Source organism: Kordia periserrulae, assembly GCF_003054265.1.
GTDB classification, from domain to species: Bacteria; Bacteroidota; Bacteroidia; order Flavobacteriales; family Flavobacteriaceae; genus Kordia; species Kordia periserrulae.
Genome location: NZ_QBKT01000004.1, coordinates 204,301 through 228,947, shown reverse-complemented (window position 1 = coordinate 228,947; position 24,647 = coordinate 204,301). Strand labels below are relative to the sequence as shown.

Below are 24,647 nucleotides of genomic sequence, written 5' to 3'. Positions count from 1 at the left end.
CTAGATGAACCGAATGATGACGATATTAGGAATATCCGCATTTTACCACGATTCTGCCGCAGCAATTGTCCAAGATGGCACAGTAGTCGCTGCCGCGCAAGAAGAGCGTTTTACACGTAAAAAACACGATCCAGCCTTTCCAACCAATGCTGTAAAATACTGCTTGGAATATACAGGAAAAACCATTGATGACTTGGATGCAATTGTCTTTTACGACAAGCCATTACTCAAATTTGAACGTTTACTAGAAACCTACTATGGCTTTTCGCCGAAAGGTGTTTCGTCGTTCATCACTGCAATTCCAGTATGGTTAAAGGAAAAAATGTTCCTAAAAAAGCTCATCAAAGACGAATTAAAAGAAATTCAACCGTTCAATAAAAAGAAGCTAAAACTACTATTTCCAGAACATCACTTATCGCATGCGGCAAGTGCGTTTTATCCGTCACCGTATCAAAAAGCGGCTATTTTAACCTTAGATGGTGTAGGCGAGTGGGCAACAGCTTCTATCTGTTTGGGAGAAGGAAAAGACATTACGATGCTCAAAGAATTGCAATTTCCGCATTCTGTGGGATTGCTCTATTCAGCATTTACCTATTTCTTAGGATTTAAAGTCAACTCAGGAGAATACAAATTGATGGGATTGGCGCCGTACGGGAATCCGAATTCGGAGCGCGTCAAAAAATTTAAGGAAATCATCAAAACGAAGCTGATTAAAATTCACGATGATGGTTCTATTTGGTTAGATCAACAGTATTTTAACTATGCGGTCGGATTGCGCATGGTCTATGATAAAAAGTGGGAGGAATTGTTCGGTTTCCCAAGAAGAACCTCTGAATCAGAATTTGAACAACAACATTCGGATTTAGGCTTGGCAATTCAGGAAGTCACGGAAGAAATTATCATCAAGCTAGCAAAACACGCCAAAGAAATTACAGGAGCAGAGTATTTATGCATGGCTGGCGGAGTTGCGCTCAACTGTGTCGCGAATGGAAAATTACAAAAAGAAGGTATTTTTAAAGATATTTTCATTCAACCAGCAGCAGGAGATGCAGGAGGTTCGTTAGGAGCAGCATTAACAGCGTATTACACCTATTTCGAACAAGAACGAAAAGTAAATCCAAACGACGCGATGAGCGGTTCGTATTTAGGTCCGGAATTCTCAGATTTAGACGTTGAAAAAGTCAATCGTAAATACAATGCAACAGCAACGCACTTTTCAGACTTTAGCGAATTGACCAAAGAAGTCGCAAAATACATCTCTGAAGGAAACGCCATTGGCTGGATGCAAGGTCGTATGGAATTTGGGCCACGTGCTCTCGGAAGACGAAGCATTCTAGGCGATGCACGCAATCCTGAAATGCAGAAAAAACTCAATCTCAAAATAAAATATAGAGAATCATTTCGTCCGTTTGCGCCATCGGTACTTTCGGAAGATGTGAACGAATTCTTTGATTATGAGGGAATTTCGCCATACATGCTGTTGGTACACAAAGTACATCCAAACATCCAACACGAAGTTCCTGCAAACTATCACGCGTTGCCAATTCGTGAAAAATTGTACGTACAACGCTCGTCATTACCAGCAATTACGCATATTGATTTTTCTGGACGAATTCAAACCGTACACAAAGAAACCAACGCAGAATACTGGGAACTCATCAACGAATTCAAGAAAATTACAGGTGTCGGCGTCGTAGTAAACACAAGTTTTAACGTTCGTGGAGAACCGATTGTATGTACGCCAGATGATGCCTATCGCTGTTTTATGCGAACGGAAATGGACTATTTGGTGATAGGAAATTTTGTCTATAAAAAAGAAGAACAACCAAGTTGGCAAGACACGGACGACTGGAAAGAAGAATTTTTATTAGATTAGTAGTTATCTATGTGGAAAACAGTTAAATACAATCTCATTGTGCTGTTGGTGCTTTTAGTGCTGACAGAAATTGTGTTGTGGTTTTTTCCAGTGCCTGATCCGTATGAAAATGCCAAGCAAAACATGTTTTATCCGCCGATTGGAAACATGTACATTGAATCGCAATTTGACCCGAATCTAAAACTACAATTTGCTACAGAAGAAGGCTTATTAGGATTTGAAAATTACAAAGACACCACAAACTTCACGATTAATAATTACGGTTTTCGCGGTGATAAACTCATCATGCCGAAACCAAGTAATGAATATCGTATTTTCGCGATTGGTGGCAGTTCTACAGAAAGTCTTTATATAGACGATGCAGATGTGTGGACGCAAGTGTTGCAAGAAAACTTAAATCGTGAAAACTATCAAAACAAAATCGTAAAAGTCTACAACGCAGGAAAATCAGGTGATAACATCCAAGATCATATTGCGATGTTATCACACAGAATCATTCACCTACAACCTGACGAAGTTATTGTTTTTTGTGGCATCAACGACGTTACACGTTTGATGCTCGATGACAATCCACTAAAATTCAACACTACCGAAAAAAAGGACAACAACGTAGGTTTTGGAAAAATGTTGGGTGTATTTCTATATGAATTTCAAATTCCGCGACGTTTGTATTACGCGTTCAAAAGTGAAGAAGATGCTCTGGAAACCATTGAAATTGAGTCCAATTACCAGAAAAAGGTTAAAAAAACACAAGCGCGACCTGTTGAAAATCAATTACCTACAACCGATTACGGCAATTATGCAAATAAAGTAAAAACCTTAATCGGGATTTGTCGAGCGAATAATATAAAGCTTATATTTGCCACACAAGTAGTCACTTGGGATACGGAAGATAAAGCCTTGCAAAACTGGCATTGGATGACCTCGCGCGGCGGTGTTCGTTACAATGCACAAAAGTTGCAACAAAAAGTAGACAGCATTAACGATGTTACAATCAATGAAAGTATGAAATTTGGTGTTCCTGTGTTCAAAACAGATTCTATCATTCCAAAAACGAGCGACTATTTATACGACGATTGCCATTTCAATCCTGCGGGAAACAAAAAAATGGGCGAGGAGTTGGCAACATTTATAAAGACCTTAAATCAATAAAATATGGAGTTTTTAAAAGATCTATTCAGATTCTTAAAAGAACGAAAAAAATTCTGGCTTTTGCCAATGATAATCGTACTATTATTACTAGGAATCATCTTGGTATTAGGCGGCGGATCAGCCATTGCACCATTTATCTACACATTATTCTAACAGATGAAAGAAAGCAATTCAAAAGTAATATTGGTTATTGTAGTTGGCTTTATGTTCATTGCTGGTTACTTATTTTGGAAAACTGATTATGATACATCAGCTACTGTTCTATTTTGTATTGCTCTAGGTGTTGGTATTTTGTCTTTTTTCATAGAAAGTGCCATTGTATGGGTTTGGGAAAAGTTTGCCTTAGCACTTGGTTGGATAAATACAAGAATTATTCTATCATTAGTATTCTTTATCTTCTTAACGCCATTTGCAGTATTATCGCGCGTATTCTCCAAAAACAGCAGTTTAAAGCTCAAAAACAAGGAAAACACGACGTTTGTAGAACGCAACCATACCTACACGAAAAAGGATTTAGAAAACATTTGGTAACCTAAAAAGCAATCCGTTTGGACAAGCCCCAAAAACATACGTGGTTATTTGAAATATCGCCAAAAAGCAATCTACTCGATTTCAAATTCAAAGAAATTTGGCAATATCGCGACTTATTGATGCTTTTTGTGCGCCGCGATGTGGTGACGTTGTACAAACAAACCGTATTAGGTCCGTTGTGGTACTTAATTCAACCCTTATTAACTTCGGTAATCTTTACCTTAGTTTTCAACGGAATCGCCGATATCAACACAGGAACGGTCAACGCTTTTCTCTTTAACCTTGCAGGAATCACCATTTGGAATTACTTTTCGGAATGCTTAAAAGCAACGTCTGATACGTTTAAGAAAAACGAAAATATCTTTGGCAAAGTGTATTTTCCGAGAGTCATCATGCCATTATCCATCACGGTTTCCAATCTCTTAAAATTTGGAATTCAAGTCTTAATCTTTATAGCGTTTTATATATTTTTTGCGATTGAAGGAAGCGCAGGAAGCATCTCACCATACTTGGCATTATTACCATTAATCGTATTCATCATGGGAATGTTAGGACTAGGCTTAGGAATGATCATTTCCTCTATGGTGACAAAATACCGCGATTTAACCTTTTTAGTGCAATTCGGAATTCAGCTCTTAATGTATGTTTCTGCCGTGATGTATCCACTTGCGATTGTATCACAAAAACTGCCATCATACGTTTCGTGGATAGTAGAATACAATCCGTTAGCAAGAGTTATCGAATCCTTTAGATACATGGTGTTTCAAGAAGGAGAACTAGATTTAGGATTTATATTTCTAACCTTAGGAATCTCCATAATTGTATTTTTATTCGGGTTGATTATTTTCAATAAAACAGAACGTAATTTTATAGACACGGTATAATGCAGGAGAAAGAAGTCATATTACGTGTAGAAAACCTATCCAAACAATACCGCTTAGGCGTCATTGGCACAGGAACCATCAGTCACGATTTGAATCGTTGGTGGCATAAAATTCGCGGCAAAGAAGATCCGTACACACGAATTGGTGAGCGAAACAAGCGAAATACCGTTGGAAAATCAAACTATGTGTGGGCAATCAAAGATGTAAGTTTTGATGTGCGTAGAGGAGAAGTGTTGGGAATCATAGGAAAAAATGGTGCGGGAAAATCGACCTTGCTTAAAATTCTCTCGAAAGTTACCATGCCGACACAAGGAATCATTCGTTCTAAAGGTCGAATTGCTTCCTTATTAGAAGTCGGTACAGGATTTCACCCAGAATTGACAGGAAAAGAAAATATATTTCTAAATGGTGCTATTTTGGGAATGACCAAAGCAGAAATCAAATCGAAATTTGACGAAATTGTAGAATTTGCAGGAGTACAACGTTATGTAGACACGCCTGTAAAACGCTATTCTTCAGGAATGAAAGTACGTTTGGCATTTGCCGTAGCCGCACATTTAGAACCCGAAATTTTGGTAGTTGATGAAGTCTTAGCCGTTGGCGATGCAGAATTTCAGAAAAAAGCCATTGGAAAAATGCAAGACATCGCAAAAGGCGAAGGTAGAACGGTTTTATTTGTAAGTCACGACATGGACGCGATTCAAAAATTGACACAACGAACTGTGGTTTTGGCAGATGGAGAAGTCATTTTTGACGGTGATACTGACAAAGCCATTCAAGAATATCTCAATCAAGGATTGGACACGAAACCGTATCACGAATGGGAACGCATGGAAATCGCGCCAGGAAACGATTTCGGACGCTTAAAAAGTGCCGCCATTCGCAATGAAAAAGGCGAATTGTGCAATCGTTTCAGCGTGCGAGACGACATTTTTATTGATGTAGAATATTGGGATTTAAACACCGAATATCACAATACAGCAATTATTCACGTGGTAAACGAGCGTGGGCAACGTTTGTTTGCTTCCAACGAATTCAACGCGCCAGATTGGTTGGAATATCACGACAAAAAGAACAAAGGAATCGTGACAGCAACTTGTACAATTCCACGTCATTTCTTGGCGGAAGGACAATTTAGTCTGTTAGTTGCGGTTGGAAATTACAATCCAGAAATCATTCACGCGGTAGAAGATAATTTGCTAAGTTTTGAAGTCTTTGACGATACCACTGGCGATGGCGTGCGCGGACCGTATGCTGGAAAATGGCCAGGAATTCTGCGTCCAATGCTCTCTTGGAAGATTAAAAAAGAACCGTTAGACAAAAACTAATCCGAACATGAATCAAGCCTATATAAAACTTCGAAAAGATATCATTTCACTCATAGAAGGCGAAAACTTAAAAGTCTTGGATGTCGGTTGCTCCAACGGAATCAACGGAAAATGGCTGCTCGATCAAGGAATGGCTACAGAAGTAATTGGTGTAGAAACACATGAGGAATCTGTAAAAAATGCCAAACAAAACATCACGAAAGTCATTGAAAAAAGCATTGAAGACCAAGAATTATTAGAAAGTTTGAAAGGTGAAGATTTCGATTATATCATTTTAGGCGATGTGTTAGAACATTTGATTGATCCGTGGCATGTATTGTCAGAACTGGAAAAATCATTAAAATCGACAGGAAAAATGATTATTTCCTTGCCAAATGTACAACACTTGGAGACTATCAAACACTTGGTATTCAAAGGAAAATTTCCGTACGAACCTAGCGGATTATACGATAAAACACACATGCGTTGGTTTACCCTCAAAAACATTGAAGATTTGGTAGATCAAGCCAATATGCACATAGAAAAACTCACGCGTGTAGAACGCTACAGCGCCTACAAAGGCGGATTTCCACTCATACCAAGAATTCTCAGAAAATTGGGATTATTCAAAAACTTCTTTACATTTCAGTACGTATTTCGCTGTGTAAAAAAATAACATGTTGTTTTCTGCCATCATACTGTCCAACACCAAAAGTCAATCGATTTTCGACATGACTTTGCAGTGTATTGAAAGTATGATAGCTGCGGAAAAAGACAATTCTGATGTCAAATTTGAAGTCTTACTCATAGAAAGTAATAAGCAAATTCACGAGGTATCTTTCAAATTTCCAGAACATGTAAAAGTCATCATTCCGACGGAAGATTTCAACTTTCATAAGTTTCTAAATATAGGAATCAAAGCCGCTTCGGGCGATTTTGTTGGTTTGTTCAATAATGATCTCATCTTTCAGAAAAACTGGTTGACAGAGATTTTAAAAGTCAAGCAACAATATCCAAAAGTGCAATCATTTTGTCCAGTGGATTACGATAGTAAATTTACACCAAAAACCTTTTTTAACGGCGAAAACTATCAATTTGGTTACAAAGTCCGTCGTCATATTGTCGGTTGGTGTATCATCGCGGAAAAATCTTTATTTGACAAAACAGGTTTGCTAGATGAGCGTTTTAGCTTTTTCTATGCAGATGATGATTATAGTTTGATGTTGCAGAAATACGGTCAACAACATGTATTGGTTGCAAATTCAGAAGTTTCACACTTAGAAAGTAAAGTCTCGAAAGAACTCGAAAAAAAGAAAAGTGCCTTTTTTGACGATGTAGAAATTCCCGAAAAGGACATTCCGAGATACATATACACAGCGCAAAATCGTTGGATGTTAGAACGAAAAAAGCTCTTACAGGGACACATCATTTTCCATAAAAAATGGGGAAATCCTAAAACAGTAGCGATTAAATCAAAACTAGCGCGTATCTTCATTGCAAACGGACTCGGTTTTTTAAACAAATACTTTCTGTGATGAATGTACTTTTTCTGGTCAATAACACGAAAATCTCTCCGAATGCCAATGGCGGCGCATCCGTCTATTTCAGTCATTTGCAATTATTAGCGAAGCTGAATTACAAAGTACATGTGCTATTGGTGGATTTTCAAGATGGGAAAAAGGCAAGACTTTCGTCAGAAGTAAACTCAGAATACATTCAAGAAATTGATGGATTGTACAAGGAAATACAACACTTTCAAGTCGCGCAAATTCATCCAAAAGGTATGTTTAATAGAATCAAAACGGCACTATTTCAACCTGAAAAATTTGAATATTTCTTTGTGAATTCAACCAATGAAGAAATTTTAAAGCAATATATCTCAAAAAACAATATCAATTTAGTGTGGGCTGAATGGCGTTGGACAGCGATTTTGGCAAACTATTCCAAACTCAACATTCCAATACTATACGCGCATCACGATTGGGAATTCAAATTGCGAAAGTTAAAAAGCAAACTTTCATTCATCCAAAAATTTCATCTCAAGCAAAAAAAACGCGTCGAATTGAATGTGGTCAAAAGTGTTTATGCTTGCGTTTCAGCTTCCTACACAGAAACCCAAGAAATCAAAGATTACGGAAACAAAAACGCATTGTACATTCCGCTGACCTATAAAAAAGTGGAATTGACAAAAAATGATGCAAAAACTCCGTCAATCGTGCATTTAGGTGGCATGGGAACGACAGCAAACCGCATCGGATTGGAACGCTTTTTAGAAGTCTGTTGGAAGGATTTAAAAGAACAAATTCCAAACGTCACACTAAAAGTCATTGGAAACCTCAAATACGCTTCCGAATCGCTCAAAAAACGTTTAGAAGACGAACAAATTCAGTGTTTAGGTTTCATAGAAAATTTACAATCTGAGCTAAAACCCTACGATTTGCACATCATTCCGTGGGAATACAACACAGGAACGCGCACACGAATTCCGTTGGTATTCAACTACGCACAAGTATTGGTCAGCACCAAAGCAGCGGCAAGTTGTTATCCCGAAATCGTTCACAATCAAAACAGTATTTTGTGTAACGATTTATCACAAATGACAACGCAATTGATAGATTTGTATAACAACGCAGAAAAGCGGATATTTATAGGCGATAACGCGCGAAAAACGTTTGAAGAAAACTTTACAGTAGAAGAACAAGTGGAGAAATTGAAAAAGTTTTTTGAAATGTTAAATTTTGAATGATGAATTACTGAAAGCGTCAGTTCGAGTGTTTTTCCGAAGGAAAAAAGTATCGAGAAGTACTATGAAGTAAAAAGCATGTAAATTTCAAAGCTGTTCTTGATACAAATTTGCTCCGCAGAAGGATGTTATTAAAACTAGATTTGAGAATTAGGATTCAAGACAAATCAACGAATCGACAAAAAACAAATAACCAAAAAGCGAAGCGACCTAACACCCAAAACCCAACACCTAAAAAAAATGAAAACAACCTATATCATAGCAGAAATCGCGCAAGCACATGACGGAAGTTTGGGAATGGCACACGCGTATATTGATGCTGTGGCGAAAACGGGCGCGGATGCGATTAAATTTCAAACACATATCGCTGTGGCGGAAAGTAGCATTCACGAACCTTTCAGAGTAAAATTCTCAAAGCAAGATGCAACGCGCTACGAATACTGGCAACGCATGGAATTCTCATTGGAGCAATGGAAAGGCTTGAAAGCACATTGTAACGACGTCGGATTGGACTTTTTATCGTCACCATTCAGCAATGCGGCAGTAGATTTGTTGGAAGAAGTCGGTGTGAAATGTTACAAAGTTGGTTCTGGGGAAGTCAATAACTTTCTATTATTAGAAAAAATTGCAAAAACGGGAAAACCGATTATCATTTCTTCGGGAATGAGCTCGTTTGCTGAATTGGATGCAACTGTGACTTTTCTTAAAGAAAAAAACTGCGAATTCTCCATTTTACAATGTACGACGTCCTATCCAACACAACCGAAACAATTTGGTTTAAACGTGATTCAAGAACTCAAAGAACGTTATCAAGTAAAAGTTGGATTCTCGGACCATTCAGCAGGAATCGAAGCGGGCATTGCAGCAGTGACGTTGGGCGCAGAAATCTTGGAGTTTCACGTGGTTTTTGATAAAGAAATGTTTGGGCCCGATGCAAAATCATCCTTAACAATGGCAGAAACGACACAATTAGTCAAAGCGGTTCGAAACATTGATGAAGCGTTGTACCATCCGATTGACAAAAAAGACAATTCACAATACGCTGAATTAAAACAAATCTTTGAAAAATCCTTAGCCATCAACAAGGATTTACCAAAAGGACATATCTTGACTTTTAACGATTTAGAAGCTAAAAAACCTAAAAACTATGGAATCTTAGCCTCAAAATTTCAAGAAGTCATCGGAAAAAAGCTAACAAAAGACATGAAGCAGTGGGATTTTTTGAATGAAGAGGATGTTGTTTGAAATGGTAAATTTTGAATCATGAATGTTGAATGTTGAATTTAAGGTAAATGTCAGTTCAAGTGATTTTTGTCATATTAAGCGCAGGCGAGATAGACATAAAATTGTATCGAGAATAGCTTTAAAATTCAAATCAAAATAGCTTCTGCATCAGGTGCGGAATGACACATAAACAAATTGAAGAAAAGTCAAATTAATAAACACCAAAAGCCAAAGGCTAAGAGCCAAAAGCAAAAAAAAGAATGAACAAACGAAAAATATGTGCCGTAGTTACAGCGCGACCGTCGTATAGCAGAATCAAAACTGCGTTGAAGGCGATTCAAGAGCATCCGAAGTTGGAATTGCAATTGGTCGTGGCTGGTTCTGCGTTGTTGGGACGATACGGAAATGCAGTGAAAGTCATTGAAAAAGACGGTTTTACAATTAATGAAAAGGTGTTTATGGTACTCGAAGGCGAAAATCCGACCGCCATGGCAAAAACGACGGGATTAGGTGTAATGGAGCTTTCCAACGTATTCTACAATCTAAAACCAGACGCTGTCATCACAATTGCAGACAGATTTGAAACGATAGCCACAAGTATTGCAGCGGCGTATCAAAACATTCCGTTGGTGCATATTCAAGGTGGAGAAGTAACGGGAAATATCGATGAAAAGGTCCGCCATGCGAATACAAAATTGGCAGATTTACACTTAGTCGCTTCAGAAGATGCACGCGACAGAGTAATAAAATTGGGAGAAGATCCAACATATGTCATCAACACGGGTTGTCCGTCGATTGATATCGCGAAAGAAGTTTTAGATACAAACGATTACAATTTCAACCCGATTGAAAAGTATGGTGGTGTAGGAGCTAATTTGGATATTTCTAACGGTTATTTGGTGGTGATGCAACATCCAGAAACGAATCGTTACGAATCGGCGCGAGAAGACGTTTTATGTACCTTAAAAGCAATTCACGAACTCAACATTCCGACATTTTGGTTTTGGCCAAACGTTGATGCTGGTTCAGACGGAACTTCGAACGGAATTCGATACTATCGTGAAAACTTTAATCCAGAAAACATTCGTTTCTTTAAAAACATGGAACCGAACGACTTTTTACACTTGTTAAAAAATAGTGATTGTTTGGTGGGAAATTCGAGTGTAGGTATTCGTGAATGCTCATTTATTGGCGTTCCTACTGTAAACATCGGAACACGTCAAAACAGAAGAAAACGAGGAAAAAATGTCGTGGATGTAGATTACGATACCAACGAAATCAAAAAAGCGATTCAAGAACGAATCTCACAAAAAGGCTTACTATCGGAGCATATTTACGGAGAAGGAAACTCAGGAAAACAAATCGCGGAAGCACTAGCAAACACAGCGCTCATTGCACATAAAACGATTATGTATTAATTTGAATAATGAATGCTTGATTTTAAATTTTGAATTATTCCAACCATCAGTTCGAGTGAAATTCTTTCAGAATTTCACTCGAACTGATGGTCTGAAACAAACAACAAACAACAAACAACCAAAAAGCGAAGCGACCCAACACCTAAAACCCAACACCTAAAAAAATGAAAACTCTAGCCATCATACCAGCACGCGGCGGAAGCAAAGGAGTTCCGGGGAAGAATAAAAAACTACTCCACGGAAAACCCTTGATTCAATACAGTATTGATGCTGCGTTGCAATCGAGCTATATCTCAGAGGTTTTGGTCACGACGGATGATTTGGAAATTGTGGAACTAGCAAAGTCGCTTGGCGCGAATGTGCCTTTTGTACGACCGAAGCACTTAGCAGAAGACAACACGCCGACATTGCCTGTAATACAACATGCGGTTTCGTTTTTAGAAAAGGAAGGAAAACACTTTGACGCGATTTGTTTACTGCAACCGACAAGTCCCTTTCGATCAAAAGGTTTTTTGGACAGTGCGTTGGAAACCTTTCAAGAAAGGCAGACAGATTCACTAGTTTCTGTGTTGGAAGTGCCGCATCAATACAATCCACATTGGACGTTTGAGGCGAATGAACAAGGTATTTTACAAATTGCGACAGGCGAAAAAAATATCATTACGCGCCGACAAGAATTACCGAAAGCGTATCACAGAGATGGAAGCATTTACATCATGAAAACAAACGTATTGATGGAGAAAAATTCGCTGTATGGCGATTCCATTTCGTATATTGTTTCTGATGAAAAATATTATGTAAACATTGATACGCTTGACGATTGGAAAAAAGCTACGGAATTAGCAAAAACACTTACGCTGTGACATTTGAAAAACATACCATCACCAACTTTCATATTTCTTTTAACAAGAACAAATTTGATGTGCAATTGTTCAAAAAGGAAAAGCAAGGAAGTTTGTTGTATACGTTTGACAGCGAACTGTTTGAAATTATTTGGTATTCGTCCGATCATACGCAAGAAAAAATACTGGATTTTATTAAAGAATTGCATGTTAATTTTGAGGAAAGTTTAAAAACTATCTACAATCAAATTGGTGGTGTTTTTGAGATTTTTATTTATGATAAAAAAAATAATAAGCTATTTACTGTAAGTGACTTATATGGGGTAAATGGAAGTTTTTATTTAATAAAAAATAATCAGATAAACTTCTTCTTAAACTTTCAAAATTTTGTTGAATTTCAAATGCCGTTACAATTTGATAAAATCGGAGTACAAGCACATTTTGCGTTTGGCTATCAAGTGCAACCTTTTCCATTGCCATACCAAGGAATTTCACGATTAGAAGGTGGAAAACTACATGTTTTTGATGAAAATCTAAAAAAGACTGAAAAATCCTTAAAAATCGATTTTTCAACCGAAAAACCATCATTTTCTTTAAAAAATGCACTAAATGTGGCGAAAAATCTGTTTTTTGGCGCTACAGCAGGAAAAGATAGTTTGACTTTGTTTAGTCAAGTCGAAGAAGGCAATGCAACCATCAAAACAGGAAATTTTGGCGAAGTCTATTCCGCAGATGTCATTCAAGGAAAAGAAATTGCAGTAAATTTAGGTGTTTCCTATAGTCATACAACCTTGTGTGACGAAGAAGAATTTGAATACTACGCCAACCAAATTGCTAATATTTCTGGTGGTTTGGCTACGATTTCCTATGTAGACATGCTCAAATTTGTCAATGAAGGCATTCCTCACGATTACAGTTTTGTGATGGGCGAAGCGGGCGAATGCGTCCGTATGTTTTTTCCTGAAGATTCCAATCTCGCGAAAGCGTTGCACAATTATCTCACACCAAAAGAATTTCTATCAGAATCATTTGTGTCTGATTATGAGTCTTTTATAAATGAATATCCTGGGAATATTTCAACAGAAATTACAAAAAACTATGACGGTAATTCCAACGCTGAAATTTTAATCAATTTCTACAGAAAAGGGCGTTTGCCAGGGAATTTTGGGAATCGTCACAAGATTTTATCCGCGTATCGAAATAAAATTACGCCATTTTTGCATGAAGATTTTATCAAACAAACTCATCATTTACCATTAAAACGCTATCAATACGATCAAATTCATGAGCAAATCGTTTACGATTCCAATCAAGATTTGCTGACGTTTTTTAAAAATCCTATCAAGTCTGATATTTCTGTGCAGGACTGGAATCATCGCATTTCCAATGAAATAGGAGAGCAGTTGTACAAAATGCTCAACAAACACATACATGCATTAAATACGGTCTTTGATATTGAAAAAGTACTACAATTAGCCAAACAGCAGCAAAAAAATCCAAATCGTGGCGTATATTTTCTTTTTAGAGTCCTTTCAATGGCTATATTTGCGGACAATATCAACAACGCGATAGCCCCATGCGAAAAAAGATAGTTTCCATATTTGTGGGATACCAAAGTTTTGAAAATCATTATGCAAGTGATTTCTTTGAAACTCCCGAAAACATTGACATGTTGGTTTGGCACAATGTAAAATCATCTGCCTTGGAAAAACTTCCAAAAAACATAGAAACACAACAATTACCAAGCTTTGATTACCAAGGGAAAACGGACTTTTTACGCTATTTAAAAGCAAAATCTACCTTACGATATAACGATAAAGCACAAAGGAACAAAAAGCATTTATTATACAGAGTTTCGCCAGGAAAGAGTACTTTCAAGAAAAAACTCAAGTTTGGATTAATCAGTTTTTTATCAAAGTTTTACGCTTCTAAAAAAGGAATCGAAAAGCTTGAAAATACTTTCTTCAAACAAACCCGAACTTCCAATTATTACAAAGAATGTTTGGCATATTTAACTGCAAACATGCCCGATTTAGTGTATTGTTCGCATCAAGTGTCGAGTTTGTCGCTAGCGCCTGTATTGGCGGCACGAGATTTGGGAATTCCTGTGGTGAGTTTTATTCATTCGTGGGACAATCTTCCGAAAGGAAATAAAATGCTCAAAGCCGATTATTACTTTGTTTGGAGCGATTATATGAAGGAAGAAATGACAACATATTATCCTGATGAAGTTCAACAAAACAACATTTTTGTCACGGGAACGCCGCAATTTACATTTTACACCAAATCGGAATACTTGATTCCCAAAGAATTATTTTACAAAGCGTATAATTTACCAACGGATAAAAAACTGCTCTGTTTTTCAGGAAACTTCACATCGATAGGCATGGATGATCCGTTGTATTTAAAGGATTTAGCGGAAGCTGTAAAGGCTTATAATCAAAGGAGTACGGAGCAATATCACGTCATTTTACGAGCAAATCCAGCAGATTACAACGAAGGTTTTAAGCCTGTGTTGGTGCAATACAAAGATGTGATTACGGAAGTCATTCCAACATGGAATCATGATGATTTTCCACTGCCAGAAAGTTATACGGTTAACTCAAACTTAGGCGTTTTATACAGTACATTGCAATATAGTGAAGCGATTTTCAATATCGGTTCCACGATGGCGTTGGACGCGATTTTACTCGGAAAACCTGCATTTTACTGTCGTTATCGTCAAGAAGATGGACATCAAGATTTTAATATTGAGCGTTTGTATCAATTTGTACATTTTAAAACCTTTGACAAGCATCCAAAAGCAGTATTTCAAGTACGAAAATCCGCTGAATTTCTTGAAGTTTTGCAAGATTTTGATACTTTAGAACAACAAAATAGCGCAGAGCGACTCGAATGGGCAAAAAGTATTGCCAAACATCCGTTGGATAAGGTCAGCGAGCGCATGTATCACGCTTTTCAAAACCTGTTGAACTAATGCACATTGCGTTTTTACTTCCTGAATATCCTCACGAAAAACTCCCAAAATCTGCGGGCATTGGAACAAGTACGAAAAACTTGCTCAAAGCGTTGGTAGACAAAGGTTTGAAGATTACGGTATTTACCTATTTTCAAGACAAACAAGAAGTATTTCAAGACGGAAAAATTACCGTTCACAAAATAAAATTGCGAAAATATCCCGCGTTGACGTGGAAATTGAATGAAGGAATCATCAACAAGTACATCAATAAAACTATCAAAAAAGAGCAAATTGATGTCTTGGAAGTGGTGGATTGGACAGGCATTTCGGCAAACATGAACTTTCCCATTCCACAAGTCATGCGTTTGCACGGAAGCGATACATTTTTCTGTCATTTGGAAGGAAGAAATATCAAACAAGCGAATTATAATCGTGAACAAAAAGCATTTCAAAAAGCGGATACAATCATTGCGGTGAGTCAGTTTGTAGCAGAAAAAACAAGTTCTTTATTCAAAACAGACAAAGAAATCACTGTGATTCCTAACGGGATTTATATAGTTGATTTTCAACCAGATATCAGCAAACAAAAAGAAGGCATTGTGTTGTATTTTGGAACCTTAATTCGCAAAAAAGGCATCTTAGAATTGGCGCATATTTTTAACGAATTGATACAGAAAAATAGTCATTGTCAATTGATTTTGGTGGGAAATGATGCCAAAGATGCAACCACACAACGTGCTACGTGGGAACTTTTTCAAGAAATACTTTTTGCAGAAGCGAAAGAAAAAGTAACATATTTGGGAGTTGTTGATTACAATCGCATGAAAGAATTGATCAATGAAGCCAATGTGTGTGTATTTCCGTCGCTGGCAGAATCGTTCGGAATGGTGACGATAGAAGCGATGGCAATGCAAAAACCGATTGTAAACACCAATTATCCGTGGGCAACAGAAATTGTAGATGATGGCGAAACCGGTTTTTTAGTCGATCCAAAATCGCATAAGGAATTCGCAGAAAAGATCAATTTATTATTAACAGATGTGGAATTGGCGTCTGAAATGGCAAAAAAAGCACGAGAAGTTGCTTTGGAGCGTTTTGACATTGCTAACATTGCTAATCAAAACATACAAGTGTATCAATCGCTCATAGAAAAATAATTATGAAATTTACACTCATCATTTGTACATACATGCGTCCAAAACCCTTGCAAACACTATTGCAATCGGTTACAAAGCAAATAGTGTATCCAAATGAAATCTTGATTGTAGATGGTTCTCGAAATGACGAAACGAAGGAAATGTTGAAGCAAAATTTGTTCGAGAATTTACATTATTTCAAAGTAGATGATTCTAATCGCGGATTGACCAAACAACGAAATTTTGGAATCAAAAACGTTTCTCAAACCAGTGAAATCGTTTGTTTCTTAGATGATGACACGATTTTAGACAAAAATTACTTTAAAAATCTACTAGAAACCTATACAATTCATCCAAACGCATTAGGTGTTGGCGGTTATATAACCAATGAAATTTCATGGACGAAAATCACAGAAAACACCAAACCTTCTGCTACTTCTTTCGTGTATGATGGATGGTTCCGAAAAGAGCCGTTACGCTTCCGATTGCGTAAAAAACTAGGTTTATTGGACGACACCAAACCGTGTTATTTACCATCGTTTGCACATGGTCGTTCGGTAAGTTTTTTACCGCCGACGGATAAAATTTATCCCGTAGAACTCTTTATGGGTGGGGTTTCTTCGTTTAAAAAGGAAGTTTTGGACAAAACAAAATTCGCCACGTATTTTGAAGGCTACGGATTGTATGAAGATGCTGATTTTACACTGAGAGTTTCCAAATTTGGAAAACTATACGTAAATACAACTGCAAAATTAGAGCATCATCACGATGTGGCTGGACGTCCAAATCAGTATCAATATGGAAAAATGGTCGTAAAGAATGGATGGTATGTGTGGCGTGTAAAATATCCAAAACCTTCGCTAAAAGCAAGAATACAATGGAATCTTACGACGCTGTTTTTGGCGTTTCTCAGATTTACAAATATATTTACCCAATCTAAAAAAAAGGAGGCTTTTACAGAAGCATCAGGACGATTTTTCGCCTGGTTTTCGTTATGGTTTCAGAAACCTAAAATAAAAAATTAGTACAGCTTAAAAGCTATAAATTAATATGAATTTCCTAATCATCACACACGTTTTACATGCTGAAAAAGATTCGGCATACTTTGCGTACGCGCCGTATGTGAAGGAAATGAACTTGTGGTTACAATATGTGGATACGGTAACAATTGTAGCGCCGTTGTTAACCGATAAAGAAATTCGTCCGATTGATAGCGCGTATCAACATGATATGATTGATTTCAAGAAGATTCCCGCGTTTAATTTGTTGAGTTTGAAGTCAAGCTTACAAACGCTTTTGGTGTTGCCAATCATCTTTTTTAAAATCGTTGCTGCCATGCGAAAAGCCGATCACATTCACTTGCGTTGTCCAGGAAACATCGGATTGATAGGTTGTGTGGCGCAAATTTTCTTCCCAAAAAAGACAAAAACAGCTAAATATGCTGGGAATTGGGATCCAAATAGCAAACAACCACTAAGTTACCGCTTGCAAAAAAAGATACTCTCCAACACCTTTCTTACCAAAAATATGAACGTTTTGGTGTATGGCGACTGGAAACAGCAAACGAAAAATATCAAACCATTTTTTACGGCTACGTATAGAGATAGTGATAAAGAAGCTGTTGTAAAACGTACTTTTAAAGATACAATTCGCTTTAGTTTTGTCGGTTCGTTGTCGCCCGGAAAACGTCCGTTGCTTACAATTCAAATTATTGAAGAACTCATCAAACGCAACTATAATGTGCAATTGGATGTGTTTGGTGATGGTGTAAAACGACAAGAACTAGAAAATTACATCAAGCAACATCAACTAGAAAAACATGTGATTTTACATGGAAATGTCACAGCCGAAACCGTAAAAGAAGTACATAAAACGGCTCATTTTATGATGTTACCGTCTAAATCAGAAGGTTGGCCAAAAGTAGTCGCAGAAGCCATGTTTTGGGGAAGTTTGCCAATTGTGACTAAAATTTCATGCGTTCCGTACATGTTAGACGAAGGAAATCGTGGAATTTTAATTGAACCGACGGTAGAAAGCGCTGTTGCAGAAATTGAAAAGGTATTACAATCAGAAGATTTATATCAAGAAAAAGTAAAAAAAGCCGTAGAATGGAGTCGAATGTACACATTAGATACATTTGAAACCGAAATCAAATCCTTGCTCTGATGTTACACGTATATACAGATAAGCAATTCATTGAGAAACATCCGAAAGGAGAGAAGTTTCCGCTGATTTATGCGTTGTTGTTTGACGAGCGAAACGAATTTACGGAAGTCAAAAAGTATTATCAATTGGTTGATTCCATTGACAATGCCGAAGTTGCGTTTTTGCCATTTTCTTGGAATTTTTATTTAAAACATAATTTACAGCAAGAAGCTGAACGGTTCATCGACGAATGTCACGACAAACAATTAAAAGTGTTAACGTATATTTCGGGAGATCAAGGTGTAACGCCGACCAACAAAGACGTGTATGTGTTTCGAAATAGTGGTTACAAGAGTAAAAAACTTAAAAATCAGATTTCGTTTCCTGCGTTTTTCAAAGATCCGTTGGAGCATTATATTGACAAAAAAGAGCATCAAATTCGTGTAAAAACAGCCAAACCTGTGATTGGATTTGTAGGTCAGGCAACGCCAAATTTACTCAAAGCCGCGAAAGATATAGGATTGATTATCTACAGAAACCTAAAATTTCGTTTGGGAAAAAGTTTGTTGGAGCCACAACAATGGTTTGCCGCGCCATTTATGCGTTACAAATATCTAAAACGTCTGGAAAAACATCCTGAAATAGAAACGAATATTGTGTATCGTGAGCGTTATCGTGCAGGTGTTCGGACAAATCGTTCTGTAGATAAAACAACGTATGAGTTTTATGAAAATATGAACGATTCCGATTATATTTTTAATTTGCGTGGTGCAGGAAATTTTTCAGTTCGATTCTATCAAACCATAGCTATGGGACGAATTCCGGTGTTGATTGATACCGATTGTTTGCTTCCGCTAGAAGGAATCATCGATTGGACGCAACATTGTATCCGAATTCCGCAAGGAAAAGAACACGAAATGGAGCAGCGATTGTTAGAATTTCACCAAAATATGACTCAACAAACATTTGAAGAAATCCAAAAAGCCAATCGGAAACTCTGGGAAGACTATTTAACACTCACCAGTTTTTTCGCAAGAATCCACGATTTGATTAAAAATGATGAATTATAAATGTTGAATGTTGAGTGTTGAATTGTAAATTTTGAATGAAGTCAGACGTCACTTCGAGTGTTTTTCCTGTCATTGAGCCTGTCGAAATTAAGGAAAAAAATATCGAGAAGTACTATGAAGTAAAAAATACATGAATTTAAAAGCTGTTCTCGATACAAAATTTCCACGAAATTTCACTCGATCTCACGGTTTGAAACAAATCGACGAATAACGAAGTTAAAAATGTAAAATAAAAAACCGCAAAATTTAAAATGAAAAAGTACTTTTAACCAGCAACCAGCAACTAGTTATAAGTTAAGAGTTAAGAGTTAAGAGTGATGAGTAACAAATAAACGAATAGACAATAATAAAAAAGTAACCTAACACCTAAAACCTAAAACCCAACACCCAACACCAAAAAAAAATGAAAACCCTTCAAATCATAGACACACTCGAAACTGGCGGCGCGGAAAAGCTGGCGGTTACGTATGCGAATGCGTTGGTGAGTGAAGTGGACGCTTCGTTTTTATGCGCAACGCGGAAGGAAGGCATGTTGAAAAATCAGGTGTCGGAAGATGTTGGTTATTTATTTTTAGAACGCAAACGAACCTTAGATTTTGGTGCAATAAAACGATTAAAAAAGTACATCAAAGAAAACGAAATTGATATTGTACATGCGCATGCAACGTCTTTTTTTATTGTGTTTTTGACAAAATTAATCTATCCGAAATTTAAAATGATTTGGCATGATCATTATGGAAATAGTGAGTTTTTGGCTGAACGAAAATCGTTGATGTTAAAAATTGCTTCATACGCCATGAATGGCGTTATTTCGGTAAATCAACAGTTAAAAAAATGGGCAGAGAAGAAGTTGTCCGTTTCAAAAGTTATCTATTTGTCGAATTTCCCTGTAAAGAGTGAAACCGTAAAGGCACAAACAAAACTACAAGGAACTGATGGAAAACGGATGGTGTGTTTGGCAAATCTACGTCCACAGAAAGATCATTTTAATCTATTACTTGCGTTTGAAACGGTTGCTAAAAACGGTTGGACGCTGCATTTGGTAGGAAAAGATTTTGAAGATGACTATTCGCGTCAGCTAAAATTGTTTATTCACGATCATCAATTGGAGGATTCTGTGTTTGTATATGGAAGTCGGGAAGATGTTTCAAACATTTTGAATCAGTGTGACATTGGTGTATTGTCATCAAAATCAGAAGGGTTGCCAATTGCATTGTTAGAGTATGGATTGCACAAGCTTGCCGTTCTCGCTACCGATGTCGGCGAATGTCACAGAGTTGTTTCTGACGAAACGAAAGGCTATCTTGTTCCTGCGAAAAACGAACAGGTATTTGCAGAGAAACTCCAGCTTTTAATAGATAATCAACAGGAACGTCTCGCGAAAGCGGAACAATTACACACACACGTACAAAAACATTTTTCGCAAAAAGCAATCATACAACAACTGCTGAGTTTTTACAACGAAATCTAATGGCAACACGCACAGAATACATGGAAAAACAACTAACAATACTTGGGAAATCTGGTTTCCTAAAGTTGACGTTGTTCGTGATTCTGATTTCGTATTTCTACAATGTGGCGGTGTTCAATTACAGCATTACAGGAAATAACGAATTGCGTTTGTATGATTTTGTAGGCGTGGTGGTTTTGTATCAATTTTACCAACATCGTATGGTACTTCTGTGGTTTATCAACCAAAAAAAGTACCTGTATTATTTGTGGACATTCATACGTTGGTGCATGTTCATGATGATTTTCACCTTTTTCATCAGTTACCTAAACGGACGCTTGACGTGGATTTTACGAACAACTTTGTTTATGTATCACTTTCTGATTTTTTACTTTTCGTTTGTCTTCTTTTTAATTTTAATGCGACGCGGAAAAGTGCTAAAACAATTTGTGTATTTACACATTATCATGGTGATTGTTGCCGCGATGGTCGTGCTTTTACAGCATTTTGGAGTCATTCCGTACTTGTGGAGCGATTTGGACAGAAAAGCCTATGGAGGTTTTCTTTCGGGTATTTTAGGACCGAATAAAATTGTGCTGGGAATGGTCATGTACATTTCGCTGATAACGTTTATCGGTGTTTTTATTCAGAAGGAATTACGAGTTAACAAGTTGATGTTGTTAGCGGGAATTCTCTTTGCTGTAATTGCGTTAGGTTTGAGCGGTTCACGAACGAGTTACGTGGGTTTATTGGTGTTTTTGGTATATTTCTTTTTCCGCTCAACGGGAAAATTTATTTACATGTCCGTCATGCTTGGCGCAGGATTTTTAATTGTTTCGATGTACAATTCAGAAATCTTCACCATGATAGAAAATGTCATCAACGGACGTGTATTTAGCAAAATATCCGATCCTTCACTAATTACACAAGGAAACGTAGACCAATTGTATGAAGATTTGGGTTCAGGGCGGAAAAACCTCTCGCTCATGTATATCGATTATTTATTAACAAACGTATATGTTGTGCCGTTTGGTTCTGGCTTTAACAACTTTATTTTGGTAGGAAATTCGGCGCATAACATCTATTTAACGCTAATTAATGAAGTTGGTTTGGTGGGATTGTTCTTTTATGTGCGATGGTTGACGAGTTACTTTAGCTTAGAATTTACAAACTTTACACAACTGGGAATTGTATTAAAAGGATTGGTGTTGGCAACAATGGTCACCTTATTATTTGGCGAACAATTGTATGTTTACCGACCTGTTTTTGCTATATTGGGCCTGTTTTTATTTGCAACAGCCATTTTAGTAAGCCCTCGATATTATAAAAAAACATGACAAACGTTGCTGAACATACTGTAGGAGTCGTCATTCCGTACTACAACGCCGCAAAACACATTGAAAATGTAGTGCGAAAGTTGCCTGAATTTATTGATAAAGTCATTATTGTGGACGATTGCGGCAAAGAACCAATTCCTGAAAGTCTGATTGCGCAAGCTGAATTGGGTGAAAAAATTGTGATTGTTCGCAACGAAAAAAACTCAGGTGTTGGTGGTGCCACAAAAAATGGTTTTAAAAAAGCCATCGAATTGGAACTTGATTTCGTCATCAAAGTAGATGCGGACGATCAAATGGACAGCAAATACATTCCCGAATTACTGCAACCATTATTAGAAGAAAAAGCAGAATACGCCAAAGGAAATCGTTTCAAAGACTTTAAAGCCTTGCGACAAATGCCGTTTGTTCGAAAAGTGGGCAATTTGGGCTTGTCGTTTTTAGTCAAAGCAGCTTCTGGCTATTGGAATAATTTTGATCCGACAAATGGTTTTTTTGCGGTGAGAGTAGATTTGCTAAAGAAACTCAACTTTAAAAACATTCACCGCGATTATTTCTTTGAATCATCGCTCATTGCAGAATTGTATTTTCATGAAGCTAGAATCAAAGACGTACCAATGCCCGCCAATTATGGCGATGAAAAATCGAGTATGAAAGTCTGGAAAATTCCGTTTATTTTCATTCCAAAACTGACCAAAACCTTTTGGAAACGCATCATCAAAAGTTATTTTGTGTACGATTTTAACATTGCGTCTATTTATTTATTATTCGGATTGCCAATGTTTCTCTTCGGAGTTATTTTCGGAATTTACAACTGGATATACTACTACAATATTGGCGAACTCACACCAACAGGAACCATCATGCTCATTACGGTTTCGTTGATTCTCGGGTTTCAGTTATTGCTGCAAGCCATCCAATTTGACATTCTAAAAGCTCCAAAATCTGTGTGATGAACAGCAAACACCTAATCGTCATTTTGCTAAATGTTTGCATTGCTTTTGGCTATTATTTGGGGAATTTGGATGCGAACGAAACACATTTGAGTTCCGATTTGCACAACATCATTCCAGTGTGTCTCAAAATGGACGATCCGAGTTTGTTTCCGCATGATACTTTTGCAAATGATTTGGACAACGTAAAATATTACACGCCTTTTTACATTGAAACCTTACGCTTTTTTGCCAATTTCACCGATGGAAACTATGTGCAAGCGTTAAACATTTTGACGTTTATCTGTCACATTCTATTTGGTTTGTTATGGTATTTTTTATTGTTTAAAATTACCAACAACTTCTGGATAGCCTTCTTTGTGTCTGTCTTTATGCGCGGTATAGTGTGGGTTCCAGGCTTTGAATATTGGGGAATTTCCGATTTATGGTCACTATTGCCACGCGTCGTGTATTATGCGATGATGCCTTTGCCTTTTTTGTTAATTAACTTTAGCAACAAACGAAAACTATATCTAGCGGCATTTTTAGTCGGATTGATCTTTAATTTTCATCCAATCACAGGATTGAGTGGTATTTTGCTCTTTATCGGTTACATCGCAATACATTCGTATTTCAATAAGAAACAACTCAAAGCAATAGTTAGTCTGCAAAATCTAATCCTTTTAGGAATCATTTTTGTTGGAATGCTGCCGTTTTTCATCAATTATATGGCGAATGTTTCGGTAACTGCAGATTATGATGTAGCGTTGTACAAAGAAGCCTTAGCACTCAAATATCCAAGTTTTATAACGGAACCAACAACCTTTTGGAAAGAATGGCTCACTTTAAAATATGGTTCCTATTTCTCAGTAGTTTTTGCGTGTATCGTGTATGCTTATTTAAAAGGAACTGCTCAAGACAAATTGCGAGTGAAATATTTGCTAATTCTCAGCGCGTTACTATTCATACTACCAAACTTAGCAACCTTTGTAGAATTGGCAGCAAATTCAGTCTTTGACCTCAATATTCGCATGTCGTTTCAGTTAGTGCGCATGCAAAAACTATTGATTCTCGCCTTTTACTTTGCCATTGCTTTTGGATTGATGATGTTAGTACGAGAAAAAAATATTCAAAAACTATTTCCGTACGCGGTTGGTTTTTATTTGTTACTCTTAGTAGTTGCAAAACACAATGAATTTGACAAAATTCCATTCGTATCAAATGATATCATTCGACGTGTATTGCCAAATTCTTTATCGGTTGGAAGCATTGTAAACGGGAACGAAAGTGACGATTTAAACGATGTTTTACTCTATATTCGAGAAAATACTCCAAAAGATGCTATTTTATTTGCGCCAGACATTGGTCGTTCAGGCGGACAACGTTCTGTAGTGTTAGACAGTAAAGGCGCCAATATGCTCATTGAAGGAAATCCGAAGCGCTATATACAATGGTATCAAGACTATCAAAATTACAACAAACTATCGCGCAAAGCGTCAAACCAATTTTTACGTGATTATGGTGTGGAATATGTATTAATTTATATAGATTTACCAGATTTTGAATTGCTCTATAAAAAAGGCAAATGGCGATTGTATGATACGGGAATTAGGCATTAGGTATTAGGGAATAGTATTTTTATCG

22 protein-coding genes are annotated in these 24,647 nt (G+C 37.1%); all 22 read left to right on the top strand.

What is annotated here, in order from left to right:
- The first annotated feature begins 13 nt into the window (after window positions 1-13).
- Window positions 14-1,876, top strand: coding sequence for a carbamoyltransferase family protein (locus C8N46_RS09915; RefSeq protein WP_245896803.1), 1,863 nt, complete (start codon window positions 14-16; stop codon window positions 1,874-1,876).
- A 9-nt stretch (window positions 1,877-1,885) separates the two neighbouring features.
- Window positions 1,886-3,028: a GDSL-type esterase/lipase family protein gene (locus C8N46_RS09910; RefSeq protein ID WP_108114740.1), complete on the top strand. Its 1,143-nt coding sequence runs from the start codon at window positions 1,886-1,888 to the stop codon at window positions 3,026-3,028.
- A gap of 3 nt (window positions 3,029-3,031) precedes the next feature.
- On the top strand, window positions 3,032-3,181 hold the full coding sequence (locus C8N46_RS20950; protein ID WP_262498073.1) for a DUF5989 family protein: 150 nt from the start codon (window positions 3,032-3,034) through the stop codon (window positions 3,179-3,181).
- 3 nt (window positions 3,182-3,184) lie between these two features.
- Entirely contained in the window at window positions 3,185-3,559 is a 375-nt protein-coding gene (locus C8N46_RS09905; RefSeq protein ID WP_108114739.1) for a hypothetical protein, read from the top strand.
- A 17-nt stretch (window positions 3,560-3,576) separates the two neighbouring features.
- The gene (locus tag C8N46_RS09900; protein ID WP_108114738.1) at window positions 3,577-4,443 is read left to right on the top strand and encodes an ABC transporter permease; all 867 of its coding nucleotides are present in this window, start codon (window positions 3,577-3,579) and stop codon (window positions 4,441-4,443) included.
- Window positions 4,443-5,771, top strand: a complete 1,329-nt coding sequence (locus tag C8N46_RS09895) for an ABC transporter ATP-binding protein (RefSeq protein ID WP_108114737.1) — start codon at window positions 4,443-4,445, stop codon at window positions 5,769-5,771. Before C8N46_RS09900 ends, C8N46_RS09895 begins: the two co-directional genes overlap by 1 nt.
- A 7-nt stretch (window positions 5,772-5,778) precedes the next feature.
- Window positions 5,779-6,426 carry a class I SAM-dependent methyltransferase gene (locus C8N46_RS09890; protein WP_108114736.1) on the top strand — a complete coding sequence of 216 codons (648 nt, stop codon included), beginning with the start codon at window positions 5,779-5,781 and terminating at the stop codon, window positions 6,424-6,426.
- Window position 6,427: 1 nt separating this feature from the next.
- The gene (locus C8N46_RS09885) at window positions 6,428-7,285 is read left to right on the top strand and encodes a glycosyltransferase family 2 protein (protein WP_108114735.1); all 858 of its coding nucleotides are present in this window, start codon (window positions 6,428-6,430) and stop codon (window positions 7,283-7,285) included.
- Entirely contained in the window at window positions 7,285-8,496 is a 1,212-nt protein-coding gene (locus C8N46_RS09880; protein WP_108114734.1) for a glycosyltransferase, read from the top strand. Before C8N46_RS09885 ends, C8N46_RS09880 begins: the two co-directional genes overlap by 1 nt.
- Window positions 8,497-8,733: 237 nt before the next feature.
- Window positions 8,734-9,738 carry an N-acetylneuraminate synthase family protein gene (locus C8N46_RS09875; protein WP_108114733.1) on the top strand — a complete coding sequence of 335 codons (1,005 nt, stop codon included), beginning with the start codon at window positions 8,734-8,736 and terminating at the stop codon, window positions 9,736-9,738.
- A 239-nt stretch (window positions 9,739-9,977) separates the two neighbouring features.
- Complete coding sequence (neuC, locus tag C8N46_RS09870) at window positions 9,978-11,135, top strand: UDP-N-acetylglucosamine 2-epimerase (RefSeq protein WP_108114732.1); 1,158 nt, start codon at window positions 9,978-9,980, stop codon at window positions 11,133-11,135.
- 164 nt (window positions 11,136-11,299) lie between these two features.
- Window positions 11,300-11,998 carry an acylneuraminate cytidylyltransferase family protein gene (locus tag C8N46_RS09865; RefSeq protein WP_108114731.1) on the top strand — a complete coding sequence of 233 codons (699 nt, stop codon included), beginning with the start codon at window positions 11,300-11,302 and terminating at the stop codon, window positions 11,996-11,998.
- Entirely contained in the window at window positions 11,995-13,569 is a 1,575-nt protein-coding gene (locus C8N46_RS09860) for a hypothetical protein (protein WP_146169788.1), read from the top strand. Before C8N46_RS09865 ends, C8N46_RS09860 begins: the two co-directional genes overlap by 4 nt.
- Complete coding sequence (locus tag C8N46_RS09855) at window positions 13,554-14,954, top strand: glycosyltransferase family 28 protein (protein WP_108114729.1); 1,401 nt, start codon at window positions 13,554-13,556, stop codon at window positions 14,952-14,954. Before C8N46_RS09860 ends, C8N46_RS09855 begins: the two co-directional genes overlap by 16 nt.
- Window positions 14,954-16,093 (top strand): glycosyltransferase family 4 protein, encoded by a 1,140-nt coding sequence (locus C8N46_RS09850; RefSeq protein ID WP_108114728.1) that lies wholly within the window; start codon window positions 14,954-14,956, stop codon window positions 16,091-16,093. Before C8N46_RS09855 ends, C8N46_RS09850 begins: the two co-directional genes overlap by 1 nt.
- A 2-nt stretch (window positions 16,094-16,095) precedes the next feature.
- Complete coding sequence (locus C8N46_RS09845; protein ID WP_108114727.1) at window positions 16,096-17,097, top strand: glycosyltransferase family 2 protein; 1,002 nt, start codon at window positions 16,096-16,098, stop codon at window positions 17,095-17,097.
- 25 nt (window positions 17,098-17,122) lie between these two features.
- A complete protein-coding gene (locus C8N46_RS09840) occupies window positions 17,123-18,238 on the top strand; it encodes a glycosyltransferase family 4 protein (protein WP_108114726.1) in 1,116 nt (371 codons plus the stop codon).
- Window positions 18,238-19,287, top strand: coding sequence for an exostosin domain-containing protein (locus C8N46_RS09835; protein WP_108114725.1), 1,050 nt, complete (start codon window positions 18,238-18,240; stop codon window positions 19,285-19,287). The genes C8N46_RS09840 and C8N46_RS09835 overlap by 1 nt, the downstream gene beginning before the upstream one ends.
- Before the next feature lie 403 nt (window positions 19,288-19,690).
- Complete coding sequence (locus tag C8N46_RS09830) at window positions 19,691-20,758, top strand: glycosyltransferase (RefSeq protein WP_108114724.1); 1,068 nt, start codon at window positions 19,691-19,693, stop codon at window positions 20,756-20,758.
- Window positions 20,758-22,074, top strand: a complete 1,317-nt coding sequence (locus C8N46_RS09825) for an O-antigen ligase family protein (RefSeq protein ID WP_108114723.1) — start codon at window positions 20,758-20,760, stop codon at window positions 22,072-22,074. Before C8N46_RS09830 ends, C8N46_RS09825 begins: the two co-directional genes overlap by 1 nt.
- Window positions 22,071-23,024 (top strand): glycosyltransferase family 2 protein, encoded by a 954-nt coding sequence (locus tag C8N46_RS09820; RefSeq protein WP_108114722.1) that lies wholly within the window; start codon window positions 22,071-22,073, stop codon window positions 23,022-23,024. Before C8N46_RS09825 ends, C8N46_RS09820 begins: the two co-directional genes overlap by 4 nt.
- Window positions 23,024-24,622, top strand: coding sequence for a hypothetical protein (locus tag C8N46_RS09815; RefSeq protein ID WP_108114721.1), 1,599 nt, complete (start codon window positions 23,024-23,026; stop codon window positions 24,620-24,622). Before C8N46_RS09820 ends, C8N46_RS09815 begins: the two co-directional genes overlap by 1 nt.
- The last annotated feature ends 25 nt before the right edge of the window (window positions 24,623-24,647 follow it).